General features: G+C 40.5%; 12 protein-coding genes. 8 read left to right on the top strand and 4 right to left on the bottom strand.

Annotated elements, in window-relative coordinates:
- The first annotated feature begins 32 nt into the window (after positions 1-32).
- From mutL to ACOFKR_RS03950, 6 genes are all read left to right on the top strand, one after another.
- Positions 33-1,892, top strand: a complete 1,860-nt coding sequence (gene mutL, locus ACOFKR_RS03975; RefSeq protein WP_419802730.1) for a DNA mismatch repair endonuclease MutL — start codon at positions 33-35, stop codon at positions 1,890-1,892.
- A gap of 27 nt (positions 1,893-1,919) precedes the next feature.
- Entirely contained in the window at positions 1,920-2,630 is a 711-nt protein-coding gene (locus tag ACOFKR_RS03970) for a rhomboid family intramembrane serine protease (RefSeq protein ID WP_419802729.1), read from the top strand.
- Positions 2,631-2,673: 43 nt separating this feature from the next.
- Entirely contained in the window at positions 2,674-3,519 is an 846-nt protein-coding gene (locus ACOFKR_RS03965; RefSeq protein WP_419802728.1) for a rhomboid family intramembrane serine protease, read from the top strand.
- Positions 3,503-4,624 carry an endonuclease/exonuclease/phosphatase family protein gene (locus tag ACOFKR_RS03960; RefSeq protein ID WP_419802727.1) on the top strand — a complete coding sequence of 374 codons (1,122 nt, stop codon included), beginning with the start codon at positions 3,503-3,505 and terminating at the stop codon, positions 4,622-4,624. Before ACOFKR_RS03965 ends, ACOFKR_RS03960 begins: the two co-directional genes overlap by 17 nt.
- 33 nt (positions 4,625-4,657) lie before the next feature.
- A complete protein-coding gene (gene cysS, locus ACOFKR_RS03955; protein ID WP_419802726.1) occupies positions 4,658-6,115 on the top strand; it encodes a cysteine--tRNA ligase in 1,458 nt (485 codons plus the stop codon).
- 165 nt (positions 6,116-6,280) lie between these two features.
- Complete coding sequence (locus ACOFKR_RS03950; protein ID WP_419802725.1) at positions 6,281-7,141, top strand: hypothetical protein; 861 nt, start codon at positions 6,281-6,283, stop codon at positions 7,139-7,141.
- Positions 7,142-7,337: 196 nt separating this feature from the next.
- On the opposite strand, the gene ACOFKR_RS03945 is transcribed toward ACOFKR_RS03950, so the two are convergent.
- Positions 7,338-8,300 (bottom strand): AAA family ATPase, encoded by a 963-nt coding sequence (locus ACOFKR_RS03945; RefSeq protein ID WP_419803613.1) that lies wholly within the window; start codon positions 8,298-8,300, stop codon positions 7,338-7,340.
- Positions 8,301-8,304: 4 nt separating this feature from the next.
- Entirely contained in the window at positions 8,305-9,678 is a 1,374-nt protein-coding gene (locus ACOFKR_RS03940; protein ID WP_419802724.1) for a peptidylprolyl isomerase, read from the bottom strand.
- A gap of 173 nt (positions 9,679-9,851) precedes the next feature.
- On the opposite strand from ACOFKR_RS03940, the gene ACOFKR_RS03935 reads away from it, so the two are divergent.
- Both ACOFKR_RS03935 and rdgB read left to right on the top strand, forming a co-directional pair.
- On the top strand, positions 9,852-10,355 hold the full coding sequence (locus ACOFKR_RS03935; protein WP_419802723.1) for a hypothetical protein: 504 nt from the start codon (positions 9,852-9,854) through the stop codon (positions 10,353-10,355).
- A gap of 149 nt (positions 10,356-10,504) precedes the next feature.
- Positions 10,505-11,086: an RdgB/HAM1 family non-canonical purine NTP pyrophosphatase gene (rdgB, locus tag ACOFKR_RS03930; RefSeq protein WP_419802722.1), complete on the top strand. Its 582-nt coding sequence runs from the start codon at positions 10,505-10,507 to the stop codon at positions 11,084-11,086.
- A gap of 72 nt (positions 11,087-11,158) precedes the next feature.
- Here rdgB and dnaK read toward each other — a convergent pair whose 3' ends face one another.
- On the bottom strand, positions 11,159-13,066 hold the full coding sequence (gene dnaK / locus ACOFKR_RS03925; RefSeq protein ID WP_419802721.1) for a molecular chaperone DnaK: 1,908 nt from the start codon (positions 13,064-13,066) through the stop codon (positions 11,159-11,161).
- Between the two features lie 283 nt (positions 13,067-13,349).
- Positions 13,350-13,913, bottom strand: coding sequence for a 50S ribosomal protein L17 (gene rplQ, locus ACOFKR_RS03920; RefSeq protein WP_419802720.1), 564 nt, complete (start codon positions 13,911-13,913; stop codon positions 13,350-13,352).
- Positions 13,914-13,973 lie beyond the last annotated feature (60 nt).

Genomic DNA, 13,973 nt, shown 5'->3' with positions numbered 1-13,973 from the left:
ATTTAGCATCGAAATAGAATTGAGCAAGATTAATGTCTGATATTATCCGCCTTTTACCTGATGCCGTTGCCAATCAAATTGCTGCAGGTGAAGTGGTGCAACGCCCGGCATCGGCCGTAAAAGAACTGCTTGAAAACGCCGTTGATTCCGGTGCCGATAAAATCCAGCTGATTATTAAAGATGCGGGAAAAGCATTGATCCAAGTGATTGATAATGGTTGCGGCATGAGTTTTACCGATGCACGGATGTGTTTTGAACGGCACGCAACCTCAAAAATCCGCAAGGCTGATGACCTTTTTGCCATCCGTACCATGGGTTTTCGGGGCGAAGCAATGGCTTCTATTGCGGCAATTGCTCAGGTTGAACTGAAAACCCGCCGCCACGAAGATGAATTGGGCACGCATATTTACATCGAAGCTTCCGAAGTAATCAGCCAGGAGCCTTGTGCCACCTCTGCCGGAACTTCCGTTTGCATCAAAAACCTTTTTTACAACACGCCAGCGCGGCGCAATTTTTTAAAAGGAAATTCCATCGAAACGCGGCATATCATTGATGAATTTCAACGCGTGGCCTTGGCCAATCCGCAATTGTATTTTACGCTGCACCACGACGGGCAGGAAGTTTTTCATCTTCCGGCCGTTTCGCTTAAACAGCGGATTGTGCATTTGTTCGGCAGTAATTACAACCAGAAACTGGTGCCTGTGCAGGAAGATACGTCCATCATTAAGCTGGAAGGTTTTGTAGGGAAACCGGAATTTGCGCGCAAAACCCGCGGCGAGCAGTTTTTTTTCGTCAACAATCGTTTTATACGTGATAATTACCTCAATCATGCCGTAACTTCTGCTTTTGAAGAGTTGCTGCAGGACGACAGTTTCCCGTTGTACGTGCTTTTTATTTCCATCGATCCGGGCAAAATCGACATCAACGTTCATCCTACTAAAACCGAAATTAAATATCAGGATGAAAAAGCGATTTATGCCATTATCCGTTCGGCGGTAAAACGCTCGCTGGGGCAGTATAACATAACGCCTTCGCTGAACTTTGACCAGGAAACGGGTTTCGATCAGATGATCAGCCACAAACCGCTGGACCAGATTATTCCGCCGGGCATAAAATTCAACCCGGATTTCAACCCTTTTTCTGAGGAGGTAAAAACAGTATCCGATAAAGCTTTTATCCGTAGTACGGCCGAGCGGCATAAACCGGATTTTGTACAAAACTGGGACACGCTCTACGCCATTACGCAAGAGAAAATTGCCGAACAACAGGAAATTGATACGCAGCAAAGGCAAATTATCGTTGATAACCTGACGCTGGGCAAAACCAGCGAGCGGCAACTGTTTCAAATCCATAACCGGTTTATTTTATCGCAAATCAAATCCGGTTTTATGCTGATTGACCAGCAGGCGGCGCACGAGCGGATTTTGTACGAACGCTTTTTGTTGCAACTGGAAAACCACTCGGGCGTGAGCCAGCAAACGCTGTTCCCGCAAAGCATTGGCCTGAGCACTTCGGATTTTGAACTGCTGAAAAGTTTACTGACCGATGTGCGTGCCTTAGGTTTTGATATCCGGGAGTTCGGAAAAAACACGGTAATTGTAGAAGGCATCCCGGCAGAACTGACTAAAGCCAGCGAAAACGAAATGCTGGAAAAGCTGCTGGAAGGTTTCAAAAACAACCAATCAGCCCTGAAACTGAGCAAGCATGACAATCTGGCGCGCACGCTGGCCAAAAATGCGGCCGTAAATCCCGGCACAAAGTTTTCGCTGGAGGAAATGAACCAGTTGATCGATCAGCTTTTTGCCTGCCAGATGCCCAACGTTTCACTCAGCGGAAAGCCCGTTATTATTACTTATACTTTAGAAGAAATCTTTCAAAAATTTGACCGGTAAAAGAAGCATCGTGCTTCTGCAGAAACTATGAACTTATTCGGACAATCGTTCTTTGCCAATATCCCGCCCGTTGTAAAAAACCTGCTGATTATCAATGTGTTGTTTTTTATCGCTACGTTGGTTTTTGGTAATATGGGCATCCGGCTGGAAAACATTTTGGGTGCTTTTTACTTCAACTCACCTTACTTTCGGGTTTGGCAGCCCATTACTTACATGTTTATGCATGGCGGCTGGGCGCATATTTTCTTCAATATGTTTGCGCTGTACATGTTCGGCCCAGCCATCGAATATTACATGGGCTCCAAGCGGTTTTTCAATTATTATTTTATTACCGGTTTGGGTGCGCTTGCTTTGCAGATGCTGGTACAGGCGATAGAAGTGCACGGCATTTTAGGGAGTTATATTTTGGATACTTCCATACAATACAACATAAGCCCGGCAAATGCAGAAAAACTACGTGATATTTATGCTGCCCCGATGGTTGGCGCGTCCGGGGCTTTGTTCGGTGTGCTGGTTGCATTTGGCGTTTTGTATGCCGAAACCGAACTTTACATCATGCTGATCCCGATTCCGATCAAAGCAAAATATGCGGTAATCGGTTATATTGTGGTTGAATTATATTTGGGTTTGAGCCAGCATCAAGGCGATTCGGTTGCCCATTTTGCACATTTGGGCGGTGCTTTGTTTGGCTATATTTTATTGCGGGCATGGGGGATGCACCGCACAAACGATTTTTAATAATCTATCGTTATCAAACGAAAACGATTTAAAAGATAATTTTATGTGGGAAGAAATTCGTACACAGGTTTTCCGGTCTGGCAACCGGCTCAACCTACTGATCGGGATCAACGTTATTGTTTTCTTGTTTTTGAGTTTGCTTGGGGTGATTGAAATGCTGACCACCCGCAACGCCGCTATTACGCACCTACTGAACGACTACCTGGCCGTACCTTCTTATCTGCCCAAATTGTTAGTGCGCTTTTGGACACCTTTGACTTATATGTTTTTACACAATGGTTTTTTCCATATCCTGTTCAACATGTTGTGGTTTTATTGGCTGGGCAGCATTTTTCAGGAATATCTGGGCGGAAAAAAATTAGTTGACCTATACATCATCGGCGGTTTGGCAGGTGCGTTTTTATACGTATTGTTTTACAACATTTTCCCGCTTTTTAGCGATGTAAAAACAGTATCCACAACCGTAGGGGCTTCGGCTGCGGTAATGGCCATCATTGTGGCAACGGCAACATTGCTTCCGGATTATACGATCCAGCTGCTGTTTCTGGGCAATATAAAACTGAAATGGATTGCGCTTTTTTATGTTTTGTTTGATCTGATCAGCATTACCGGCCCAAATGCAGGCGGGGAAATTTCGCATATCGGCGGTGCTATTGCAGGCTTTTTCTATATCAAACAAATTCAGGGAAACACAATGCTTGGCGAAGCCTTTCAGCGTTTTTCTAAACCAAAAACCATGCAGGTTGTCTCAAAAAACTATGCTAAAAACAGTATCGTTCGATCAAAAGAAGAGGAAATAGATTCTATCTTAGACAAAATTTCGCACTCGGGCTACGCCAGCCTCAGCAAAAAAGAAAAGGAAACCCTGTTTAATGCCAGCAAAGAATAATCCATCCAAAAAACTATATTTTATAGATAAGGTAGCTTTGTTTTTTACCTTAATAGCTGCCGTTTCTATTTTGTTGAGTTTGCTGGCCAGCGTGGTAGATCCGCGGACGTGCTGGTGGCTGGCATTTTTTGGCCTGGCATATTCGCCGCTGCTTATCGTAAACATCATTTTCTGTTTGTACTGGCTTTTGCGTTTTAACAAACTGATGTTCATCCCGTTGATAAGCATTTTGGTTGGATGGCCGATTCTGGTCAGCAGTGTAAATATCCGAAGTTCCTATCCGGAAGGGCCGAAAAAATCTGCGGATTATTTGAGGCTGATGACTTATAATGTACATAGTTTTAAAGGGGTTGGGCCAGGGGACGTAAAACCAACCCGGACACAGATTTTAAAGCTGATTGATGATGACCAGCCGGATGTAATTTGTCTGCCGGAATTTTTCTCCCGAAAAAAAGGGGAATTTGCCATGGTGGATTCACTCAAAAAAACTTTGAACACACCTTATTACTTCCGGTTTACGGTTGATGACATCAATTACGAAGGAAACGGTTTGGCTGTATTTTCCAAATTTCCGATTATCAATAAAGGCATTATTTCCTTCGGAGACCAAAATAGTACCAACCAGTGCATTTTTATCGATATAAAAACAGCAAAGCGCGTGGTGCGGGTTTACGCGGTGCACCTGCAATCCATCCGTTTTATGCCCGAAGATTACCAGGTGATCGACAGTATTTCTAAAGCTGAAGAATCAAAACTGCATTCTTACCGACGCATTTTAGCCAAGTTGAAAAGTGCTTTTTTAAAACGCAGCGAGCAAGTTTACTTAGTTAAAAATCACGCTGCAACTTCACCTTATCCATTTATTATTGCCGGGGATTTTAATGATACGCCTGCTTCTTTTGCCGTTAATAAAATGGCCAAAGGTTTAAAAAATGCTTTCCGCGAAAAAGGCTCCGGCTTCTGCACCACTTATAACGGTGATTTTCCAAATTTTCAAATCGATTACATCCTTGCCCACCCTGATTTTAATGTGATCAATTATAAAGTTTTCAAGAAAAAGCTTTCTGATCATTATGCCATCCGGGCAGATTTGCTGCTTAAATAAGTCAAAAACGGCCTTTATATCTAAATTTGCCTCATGCAAAACCTTTTTATTTACAATACTTTAACGCGTAAAAAAGAAGCATTTAAAGCTATTGACCCGCCGCATGTGGGTATGTATGTTTGTGGCCCAACGGTTTACAGTGATGTACATCTTGGCAATTGCCGTACTTTTATTTCTTTCGATCTGATTTTCCGTTACCTCACGCACCTGGGTTATAAAGTACGTTATGTGCGCAACATTACCGATGCAGGCCATCTGGAAGGTGATACTGATGAAGGCGAAGACAAAATCTCTAAAAAAGCAAAACTGGCGCAGTTGGAACCAATGGAAATTGTGCAGAAATACACGGTAGATTTCCATCAGATCATGGAGATTTTCAATGTGAACCCGCCAAGTATTGAACCAACCGCAACCGGCCATATCATTGAGCAGATAGAACTTGTAAAAGTTATTTTAGAAAAAGGATTGGCTTATGAAGTAAATGGTTCTGTTTATTTTGATGTGGAAAAGTATAATCAAAACCATAATTACGGCATTTTAAGTAACCGGAATTTAGAAGATATGCTGAACAATACACGCAACTTGGGCGGCCAGGAAGAAAAACACGGCAAGCTGGATTTTGCCCTGTGGATAAAAGCCAAACCCGGACACCTAATGAAATGGCCATCGCCCTGGAGCATCGGTTTCCCGGGCTGGCATTTGGAATGTTCAGCCATGAGCAAAAAATATCTGGGCGAGCAGTTTGACATTCATGGCGGCGGAATGGATTTGGCACCAACCCATCATACCAATGAAATCGCCCAAAATGAAGCTGCCTGCGGGAAAATGCCGGCCAATTATTGGGTGCATACCAATATGTTGACTGTGAACGGACAAAAAATGTCCAAATCATTAGGCAACAGTTTTTTACCGGAAGAACTTTTTTCGGGCAACCATTCGCTGCTGAACAAAGGTTATAGCGCGATGACCGTAAAGTTTTTTATGCTGCAGGCACATTACCGCAGCACGCTGGATTTCTCGAACGAGGCTTTGGAAGCATCTGAAAAAGGCTTTAAAAGACTGATGAACGCTTTTGCAGTGGCACCAAATTTAAAAGCAGCTTCTATTGGCGAAATCGAAATAAAACCTTTGCAGCAAAAGTGTTATGAAGCGATGAACGATGATTTCAATAGTCCGGTTTTAATTGCCGAACTGTTTGAAATGTGCCGGATAGTGAACTCCATCCATGATAAAAAGCTGAAAATTGATCAATCCAACTTGGAAACTTTGCAGCAAACATTTCAACATTTTGTATTGGACATTTTAGGTTTAAAAGATGAATATGCCGCTTCTGATGAGTTGCCGAAAGTGTTAGATTTTGTGATTAATTTAAGAAGTGAAGCCAAATCCAATCAGGATTATACAACTTCAGATAAAATCAGATTAGGTTTGCAATCAATTGGTTATCAGCTTAAAGACAGTAAAGAAGGCACAAGCTGGGAAAAAATCTGATATGACATTCCAAAAAAAGTATGCTAAAAACAGCATTAACTTTATACTAAAACCAAACCGATCGAGTTTATCAGGAAACTGGTAGCTTTGGATCGGTTCTATGTTACTTCAATTATCCGCATCAGCAAAAAAATTTAATAACTTGCGGCAAATTCTAAATTCCTTATGAAAAAAATATCAATTGCAATAGCGGCTTTTTTATGTTTTGGACAGCTGGCCAAAGCACAAAAAACCGCACAAACCAAAACAGTGTTAGAAGCCGAAAAAGATTACAACCGGGCTGTGTCGCAAAAAGGTATCCGGGACGGTTCTTTATCCGAAATGGACGCAGATGCAATGGTTTTTAAACCCGAGCCTGTTTTGGCCAAAACTTATTACTCCGGTATAAATAAAACGGCTGCAAAACTTGCACTTACACCAACTATGGCACGCATTTCGGCCAATGGCGACCTGGCCTTTACGGCCGGTTCTTATACCTTAAAAAACAGCGGTGATGATGAAGCTTATGGCGAATATCTTTCTATCTGGCGGCCTGATTTATCTGGTAAACTGAAAATGATCTTCAATATTGATTTGCAGCATCCGGAAACCAAAGAAGCGCAAATTGTAGATTTTAAAGAGCCGGTAACCAATGCCGTGCGTACTGTAAACAAAGATCCGTTTACGGGCAAAAACATCATTATCACCACGGATAAATTATTTAATTCTTCCCTTAACTTTTCGTCTGTTTCTGCTTATAAAGAGTTTTTAACATTAGATAGTCGGTACTTTTTCCCGGGGTTTGAACCGGTGATCGGTCAGGATAAAGTTTTACAGTTTATAAGTAACCAGGCTATCTCTATCCAAGCTTTAAATACCGGGGCAGGGCGTGCCTCCAGCAACGATTTGGCTTATAGTTATGGTAAAGCAACCATTAAAAAAGGAGAAGTTACCAACAAATACAACTACATCCGTATTTGGGAGCCGGACAATGCCCACAAATGGAATATCCTGGCAGAGTTTTTTTCCCCGATTGATGAAAAATAGGCGCTAAAAGAAGCATCAACTAACACAGACCTGTTTAGATTTTAGCCAAAATATTTTATATGCTTCTTTTATCACCTAAAATTTTATTTTTATGGGTTTTCTTATCAGCAACAACTACAAAAGCAAATTTACAGGCATAAAAGAAGCATTCTGTGCACGCCACCGTAAGTTTTAACAAGCCTTAAATGGTGTCAGCTCAAAACAGCTGTTCAATGATCTGATCTGCAGATAAACCTTCTGCTTCTGCACGATAATTTCGCACAATACGATGCCGCAAAATCGGTTTGGCCACTGCCTGTACATCTTCAATATCCGGCGAATATTTGCCGTATATTACCGCATGGCATTTCGCCCCTAAAACTAAAAACTGCGATGCCCGCGGCCCGGCACCCCAGCTTAACAACTGGTTTACCTTTGGTGTGGCCAGAGCAGTGTTCGGCCGGGTTTTGGCAGCTAATTTTACGGCATATTCCAGCACATGGTCTGTTATCGGTATATTTCTGACCAATTGCTGAAAATAACGTATTTGATCTGCATTAAGCAGCTTTTTTACCTCATTGATTTTTGTACCGGTAGTATTTTTAACAATGTTCAATTCTTCCTCAAACGTTGGATAATTTAACGAAATGTTAAACATAAAACGGTCCAACTGTGCTTCCGGCAAAGGGTACGTTCCCTCCTGCTCAATAGGGTTTTGCGTGGCCAGTACAAAAAAAGGTTTATCCAGCTGATGCGTAAAACCAGCTGCCGTCACCGCTTTTTCCTGCATGGCTTCCAACAAAGCAGCTTGTGTTTTCGGTGGGGTCCGGTTGATTTCATCTGCCAAAATAATATTAGAAAAAATTGGTCCTTTAATAAATTTAAAGTTCCGGTCTTCGGCTAAAATTTCAGAACCGATAATATCAGATGGCATCAAATCCGGCGTAAATTGTATCCGGTTAAAACTTAGGTCAAGCACTTGGGCCAGTGTTTGCACGAGCAGAGTTTTGGCCAAACCGGGCACACCAACCAGCAAACAATGCCCATTGCTGAAAATGCCGATCAAAACAGATTTGACTACTTCATCCTGGCCGATGATAATTTTGCCAATTTCGGTTTTTACTTCACGAAAAAGTGCTGCCAAAGCATCTGCGGCTTCTACCTCCGATTGATGTTGCATCATTTTATTTGCTCTGCGCCGAAGCAGTTGTGGTTACCCAGGTTTTAAGCTGATCGCAGGTTTGATACTCCGGATCAATATTGATAAAAGTTTCTTTGCGGCGTTTTTCAAACCATTCACTCACCGTTTTATTGGTTTTGCTCTCGGCAGCAGCATCTTTTAATTTAGGATAATCCTGCGCCAGGTTGGCTTTGTGTGCATCTGTTTTGGATTTCAGATACAAAATTTTATAGCTTTTTTTGTTGGTTTGTTGTGCAGTGAACAAAGCAGGTTTTGAAATGCTGCCAACTTTCATTGTATCTATGGCCAAAGCAATTTGAGGGTCTAATTTATCAGTTGGGATAAAAGTGGAACGGTTTTGCACATCTTCCGCATTAAGCAACATGCCGCCATTGTACTTGGTTTCTTTATCATCAGAAAATTGGGAAGCTGCGTTAGAAAAATCCAACTTCATTGTTTTGATAAGATTGTAAATACTGTCTGCCCTTATCTTCGTCCTGTCCAAACTTGCCTGGGTAATTTCCGGAACAATTAAAATATGCCTAACGTGTACCTGCTCGCCCCTGCGCTCAATTACCTGCAAAAAATGAAACCCAAAATCAGTTTCAAAAACCGGCGAAAGCTCACCCGGCTTTAACTTAAATGCCATTGCTGCGAACTCTTTTACAAACGTTGACCGGTCAGCAAAGCCTAAATCGCCACCGGCAGGTGCAGATCCCGGATCCTGCGAATAAAGCGTGGCCAGCGTTGCGAAATCTTCCCCTTTTTTAATACGGTCGCGCAATGCTTCTGCTTTGTCCCGATATACTTGCTTTTCTTCTCTGGTCAGTTTTGGGTCGAAAACAATTTGTGCAATTTCCACCTCTTTGTTGATAGAAGGCAAGCTATCTTTCGGGATAGAATTGAAATAATTTTTTACATCCTGCGGGGTCACGCTTATTTTTTCGGTGATTTTTTGCTGCATCCGCTGTGCGGTCATCTGTTCGCGCATGTCAGGACGCATTTCATCTTTATACTGAATAATAGATTTTCCCAAAAAAGCTTCGAGTTTATCCTGTCCGCCTGAACGTTGAATATAACTGCGCATCCTTCTATCCAATTCATTATCCACATCGTCGTCTTTTACAATTACACTATCAATCACAGCCTGTTGTGCCAGCAGTTTTTGAGTTAATAATTGCTGCAAAACCTGGCATTTTACCGATAGATTAGGCTGATTACCCTGCAAAAGGTAATTATCATATTCTCTTTCAATATCCGAGTTTAAAATAATGCCATTGCCAACCACTGCGGCCACTTTATCTAAAGTTTTTTTCTGACCCAAAGCGTTAAAAACGCTCATTGTAACACACAGGATCAAAATTGTAAGTTTTCTCATATCAACAATTAAAAGGATTTTATGCATACTGTTTTTACCATGCATAATTTGTTAAATTTCGCAAAAATTTACCGGCTGGCCGCATAAATTTTCAGAGCGCATTTTAGCTGCAATATTCCTTAATTTATGTTAAAGCCAGAAATAGTTTAACTATTTTTAACCAAAATTATGATATGACAGCAGAAAGTGCAGCGGCTTTACGGATTTTGATGAACGATGATTTGTATTTGAGTAAGGCCGATTTAAGTCAGCAAAACACGACACAGGTTTTAGTTCAGCCTGAACCGGTTTTAGCGGAACCAGCTGCTCCGGAAATTTCATTTCTTGGAAAAAACCAGCAACACTTTCTGATTTTAACCAACGAGCCAATACTGGAAAATCATTTAAAAGCTTTAGAAAGTACGCTTCTACGGAAGCAATTAACTTTGGATGATGTGGCTTTGGTTGATTTCTCAGCTCAAAAAAACCTTAATTACCAAAACCTGAATGCTTTTTTTATGCCACAAAAATTGGTGCTTATTGGGTTAAATCCTGCAAAAATAAAACTACCGGAAATAGCTTTAAATCGAATTGTTCAGGTTGATGGTCTTGAAATTTTATATACTTACAGCTTTACCGAAATGCTGGGCAATAAAGATAAAACCAAAGCTTTTTGGGAACCAATGAAAAGTTTATAACCTGTTTACATTTATTTTAGAAAAGATACAATGCTTCTTTTACCCTGTAAAATTCTGTGTCCGTATCAATTTAAATAAAAAAATCCACCATTTTTTTAGGTGATAAAAGAAGTATATGAAACAGATTTAACAAATCTTAAACAGGCTCTATGATAAAAGAATTAGTTTTTGCCACCAATAATGTGCATAAAATTGAAGAAGTAGCTTTTGCAGTTGGCGATCAGTTCAAAATTTTAAGTTTAAAAGATATTGGCTTTAATGAAGAAATACAGGAAACCGGCACAACTTTCAAAGCGAATGCATCGATTAAAACGCACCGTATTTTTAATAAATTTGGTTTAGATTGTTTTGGGGATGACAGCGGACTGGAAATTGAAGCTTTGTACGGGGAACCGGGCGTTTTTTCTGCCAGATATGCCGGCGAACATGGCAACCATGAAGCTAACATCAAGCGTGTTTTAGATCAGTTAGAAGGTGTTTCCAACCGAAAAGCTCAGTTTAAAACGGTTATTTCTTTGTTGTGGAAAGGCAGGGAATTTTGGTTTGAAGGAATTGTGACCGGTGCTATCCGCACCACGCTTTGCGGTAAGCACGGTTTTGGCTATGATCCTATTTTTCAACCGGATGGCTACAATGAAAGCTTTGCAGAAATGAGTTTGGAGAAAAAAAACAGTATCAGTCATCGTGGCAAAGCATTAAAACAGTTGATTGCATTTTTGCAAACTTTATAACCATACTGTTTTTATCGCATAAAAAAAGCTGCTTCCAAATATAGAAGCAGCTTTTTTAAATGTATATGAAGATTATTTCACTTCTTCAAAATCAACATCTGTAACAGAATCGGCTTCATTTCCAGCCTGGGGGTTAGGGTTTCCTTCAGCAGCCGGACCGCCTTGTGCGCCGCCATCTTGTGTAGCTTTGTACATTTCTTCTGATGCAGCATTCCAGGCATTGTTCAGCTCAGTTTGTGCATTGTCCATATCAGCTACGTTTTTAGCGGCATAAGCTTCTTTTAACTTGGCTAAGCCAGCTTCAATCGGTGCTTTTTTATCGGCGGAAATTTTGTCTCCGTATTCTTTCAATTGTTTTTCTGTTGAAAAGATCAACGCGTCGGCAGCATTCAGTTTTTCAACTTCTTCTTTTGCTTTTTTATCTGCTTCTGCATTGGCTTCTGCTTCATCTTTCATCTTTTTAATATCAGCATCAGTTAAACCTGAAGAAGCTTCGATACGGATTTTTTGCTCTTTTCCGGTTGCTTTATCTTTGGCAGACACATTTAAAATACCATTTGCATCTATATCAAAAGTAACTTCAACTTGCGGTATACCTCGTGGTGCAGCAGGAATCCCATCTAAATGGAAACGGCCAATAGTACGATTTTGAGCGGCCATTGGGCGCTCGCCTTGTAAAATATGGATTTCCACAGATGGCTGATTATCAGATGCAGTAGAGAAAGTTTCTGATTTTTTAGACGGTATTGTAGTATTTGCATCGATCAGCTTTGTCATCACACCGCCCATTGTTTCTATCCCTAATGAAAGCGGGGTTACATCTAATAACAATACATCTTTTACTTCGCCAGTTAAAACACCACCTTGAATTGCAGCACCAATAGCAACAACTTCATCCGGGTTTACACCTTTTGACGGAGCTTTTCCAAAAAATTTCTCTACAGCTTCTTGAATAGCCGGAATACGTGTTGAACCACCAACCAAAATAATTTCGTCAATATCAGAAGTACTGTAACCTGCATTTTTTAATGCGGTACGGCAGGGTTCTATTGTTCTTTTAATCAAAGAATCAGCTAATTGTTCAAATTTTGCACGGGTCAAAGTTTTTACCAAATGTTTTGGCATCCCATCAACAGCAGTAACGTATGGCAAGTTGATTTCTGTTTGTGTTGTGCTTGATAATTCAACTTTAGCTTTTTCTGCAGCTTCTTTTAAACGTTGCAAAGCCATTGGATCTTTTCTCAGATCAATCCCTTCATCACTTTTAAATTCATCAGCCAACCAATCGATTATCACCTGGTCAAAATCATCGCCACCTAAATGTGTGTCGCCATCAGTTGATTTTACTTCAAATACACCATCACCTAATTCCAAAACAGAAACATCATGCGTGCCACCACCGCAGTCAAACACAACAATTTTCATGTCTTTGTGTGCTTTGTCCAAGCCATAAGCCAACGCAGCCGCTGTAGGTTCATTGATGATCCGACGAACTTTTAAACCAGCAATCTCTCCAGCTTCTTTTGTTGCCTGACGTTGTGCATCATTAAAATAAGCAGGAACTGTAATAACGGCTTCTGTAACTTCAGTACCTAAAAAATCTTCAGCAGTTTTCTTCATTTTTTGAAGGATCATTGCTGATATTTCCTGTGGTGTATAGTTACGGTCGCCAATAGCAATACGTGGTGTATTACCATCGCCTTTTACTACTTTATATGGAACGCGTTCTGCTTCTTTTGTAACCTCACTAAACTGGTTACCCATGAAGCGTTTGATAGAAGAAATCGTTTTTGTGGGGTTTGTAATTGCCTGACGTTTAGCAGGATCACCTACCTTACGTTCGCCATTATCTATAAATGCAACCACAGAAGGTGTAGTGCGTTTTCCTTCACTGTTTGCAATAACTACAGGTTCGTTACCTTCCATTACTGCAACACAGGAATTAGTTGTCCCTAAGTCAATTCCAATAATTTTAGCCATAATATGATTGAGTTTTATTAAATTTTAAAAATATATGTTTACAAATGTTACTGAACAAGCTATGTGCCAAGCAACAAAAAAACTTGTTTTATGTATTGCTGGCAGTTTTGAATAGCACAAAATTTTTTTATCAAATTTGATAATGACAAGCTGTCATATTTTTTATTCAGTTTAAAATGCTTCTTTTATATACTTAATTTTTGTATGTTAAAAGAAGCATAATATCATTTCAAAAAAAAAGCCCTGATGAATCAGAGCTTTTGATGTCTATAATAAAATGATGTTACAATTCTTCATCTGGTGCCAGTTTTTCTCCCTCTGAGTCAGCATTAGGAATTGTTGTGGCTGGTGTAGTTTGATCAACTGGAGAATCAATTCCCTTTTGTGCCACATCAACATTTTCATCAGCTTTGTTACCACGATTGGAACCAGAACCACGACGACGAGTTGCTTTCTTTTCAGGTGCTGAGTCGCCCTTAACATAAACTGTGTTGTAATCTACTAATTCGATAATTGCCATTTCAGCATTATCACCTAAACGGTTTTCTAATTTAACTATTCTCGTATAACCACCTGGACGGCTTGCAATTTTTTCGGCAATTTCCCGGAATAAAATTGTAACTGTTTCTTTATCTTTTAGATAGCTAAAAACAGTACGACGGGAGTGCGTTGTATCACTTTTGGATTTTGTTAATAAAGGCTCGACATAGCCTCTTAATGCTTTTGCTTTTGCCAAAGTTGTCGTGATGCATTTGTGCAAAATTAAAGATGAAGCCATATTTGCCATCATTGCTTTGCGATGGCTATCTGTGCGGCCTAAATGGTTAACTTTTTTTCCGTGTCTCATAGTTTTTTGTGTTGTGCACGTGCATACCGTTGAGTGATAAGATCAAACTCGTGGAATTAT

This window comes from Mucilaginibacter sp. (assembly GCF_965201005.1).
Lineage (GTDB): Bacteria > Bacteroidota > Bacteroidia > Sphingobacteriales > Sphingobacteriaceae > Mucilaginibacter_A.
Note: the sequence above shows the minus strand (reverse complement) of the source record. Positions and strands in the feature narration are given on the sequence as shown.

Bases quoted from the DNA above. Each gene is read 5' to 3' on its own strand.
- ACOFKR_RS03945 (WP_419803613.1), bottom strand. From the start codon at position 8,300: ATGCAACATCAATCGGAGGTAGAAGCCGCAGATGCTTTGGCAGCACTT.
- ACOFKR_RS03960 (WP_419802727.1), top strand. From the start codon at position 3,503: ATGCCAGCAAAGAATAATCCATCCAAAAAACTATATTTTATAGATAAG.
- ACOFKR_RS03965 (WP_419802728.1), top strand. From the start codon at position 2,674: ATGTGGGAAGAAATTCGTACACAGGTTTTCCGGTCTGGCAACCGGCTC.
- rplQ (WP_419802720.1), bottom strand. From the start codon at position 13,913: ATGAGACACGGAAAAAAAGTTAACCATTTAGGCCGCACAGATAGCCAT.
- mutL (WP_419802730.1), top strand. From the start codon at position 33: ATGTCTGATATTATCCGCCTTTTACCTGATGCCGTTGCCAATCAAATT.
- dnaK (WP_419802721.1), bottom strand. From the start codon at position 13,066: ATGGCTAAAATTATTGGAATTGACTTAGGGACAACTAATTCCTGTGTT.
- rdgB (WP_419802722.1), top strand. From the start codon at position 10,505: ATGATAAAAGAATTAGTTTTTGCCACCAATAATGTGCATAAAATTGAA.
- ACOFKR_RS03970 (WP_419802729.1), top strand. From the start codon at position 1,920: ATGAACTTATTCGGACAATCGTTCTTTGCCAATATCCCGCCCGTTGTA.
- ACOFKR_RS03950 (WP_419802725.1), top strand. From the start codon at position 6,281: ATGAAAAAAATATCAATTGCAATAGCGGCTTTTTTATGTTTTGGACAG.
- ACOFKR_RS03940 (WP_419802724.1), bottom strand. From the start codon at position 9,678: ATGAGAAAACTTACAATTTTGATCCTGTGTGTTACAATGAGCGTTTTT.
- cysS (WP_419802726.1), top strand. From the start codon at position 4,658: ATGCAAAACCTTTTTATTTACAATACTTTAACGCGTAAAAAAGAAGCA.
- ACOFKR_RS03935 (WP_419802723.1), top strand. From the start codon at position 9,852: ATGACAGCAGAAAGTGCAGCGGCTTTACGGATTTTGATGAACGATGAT.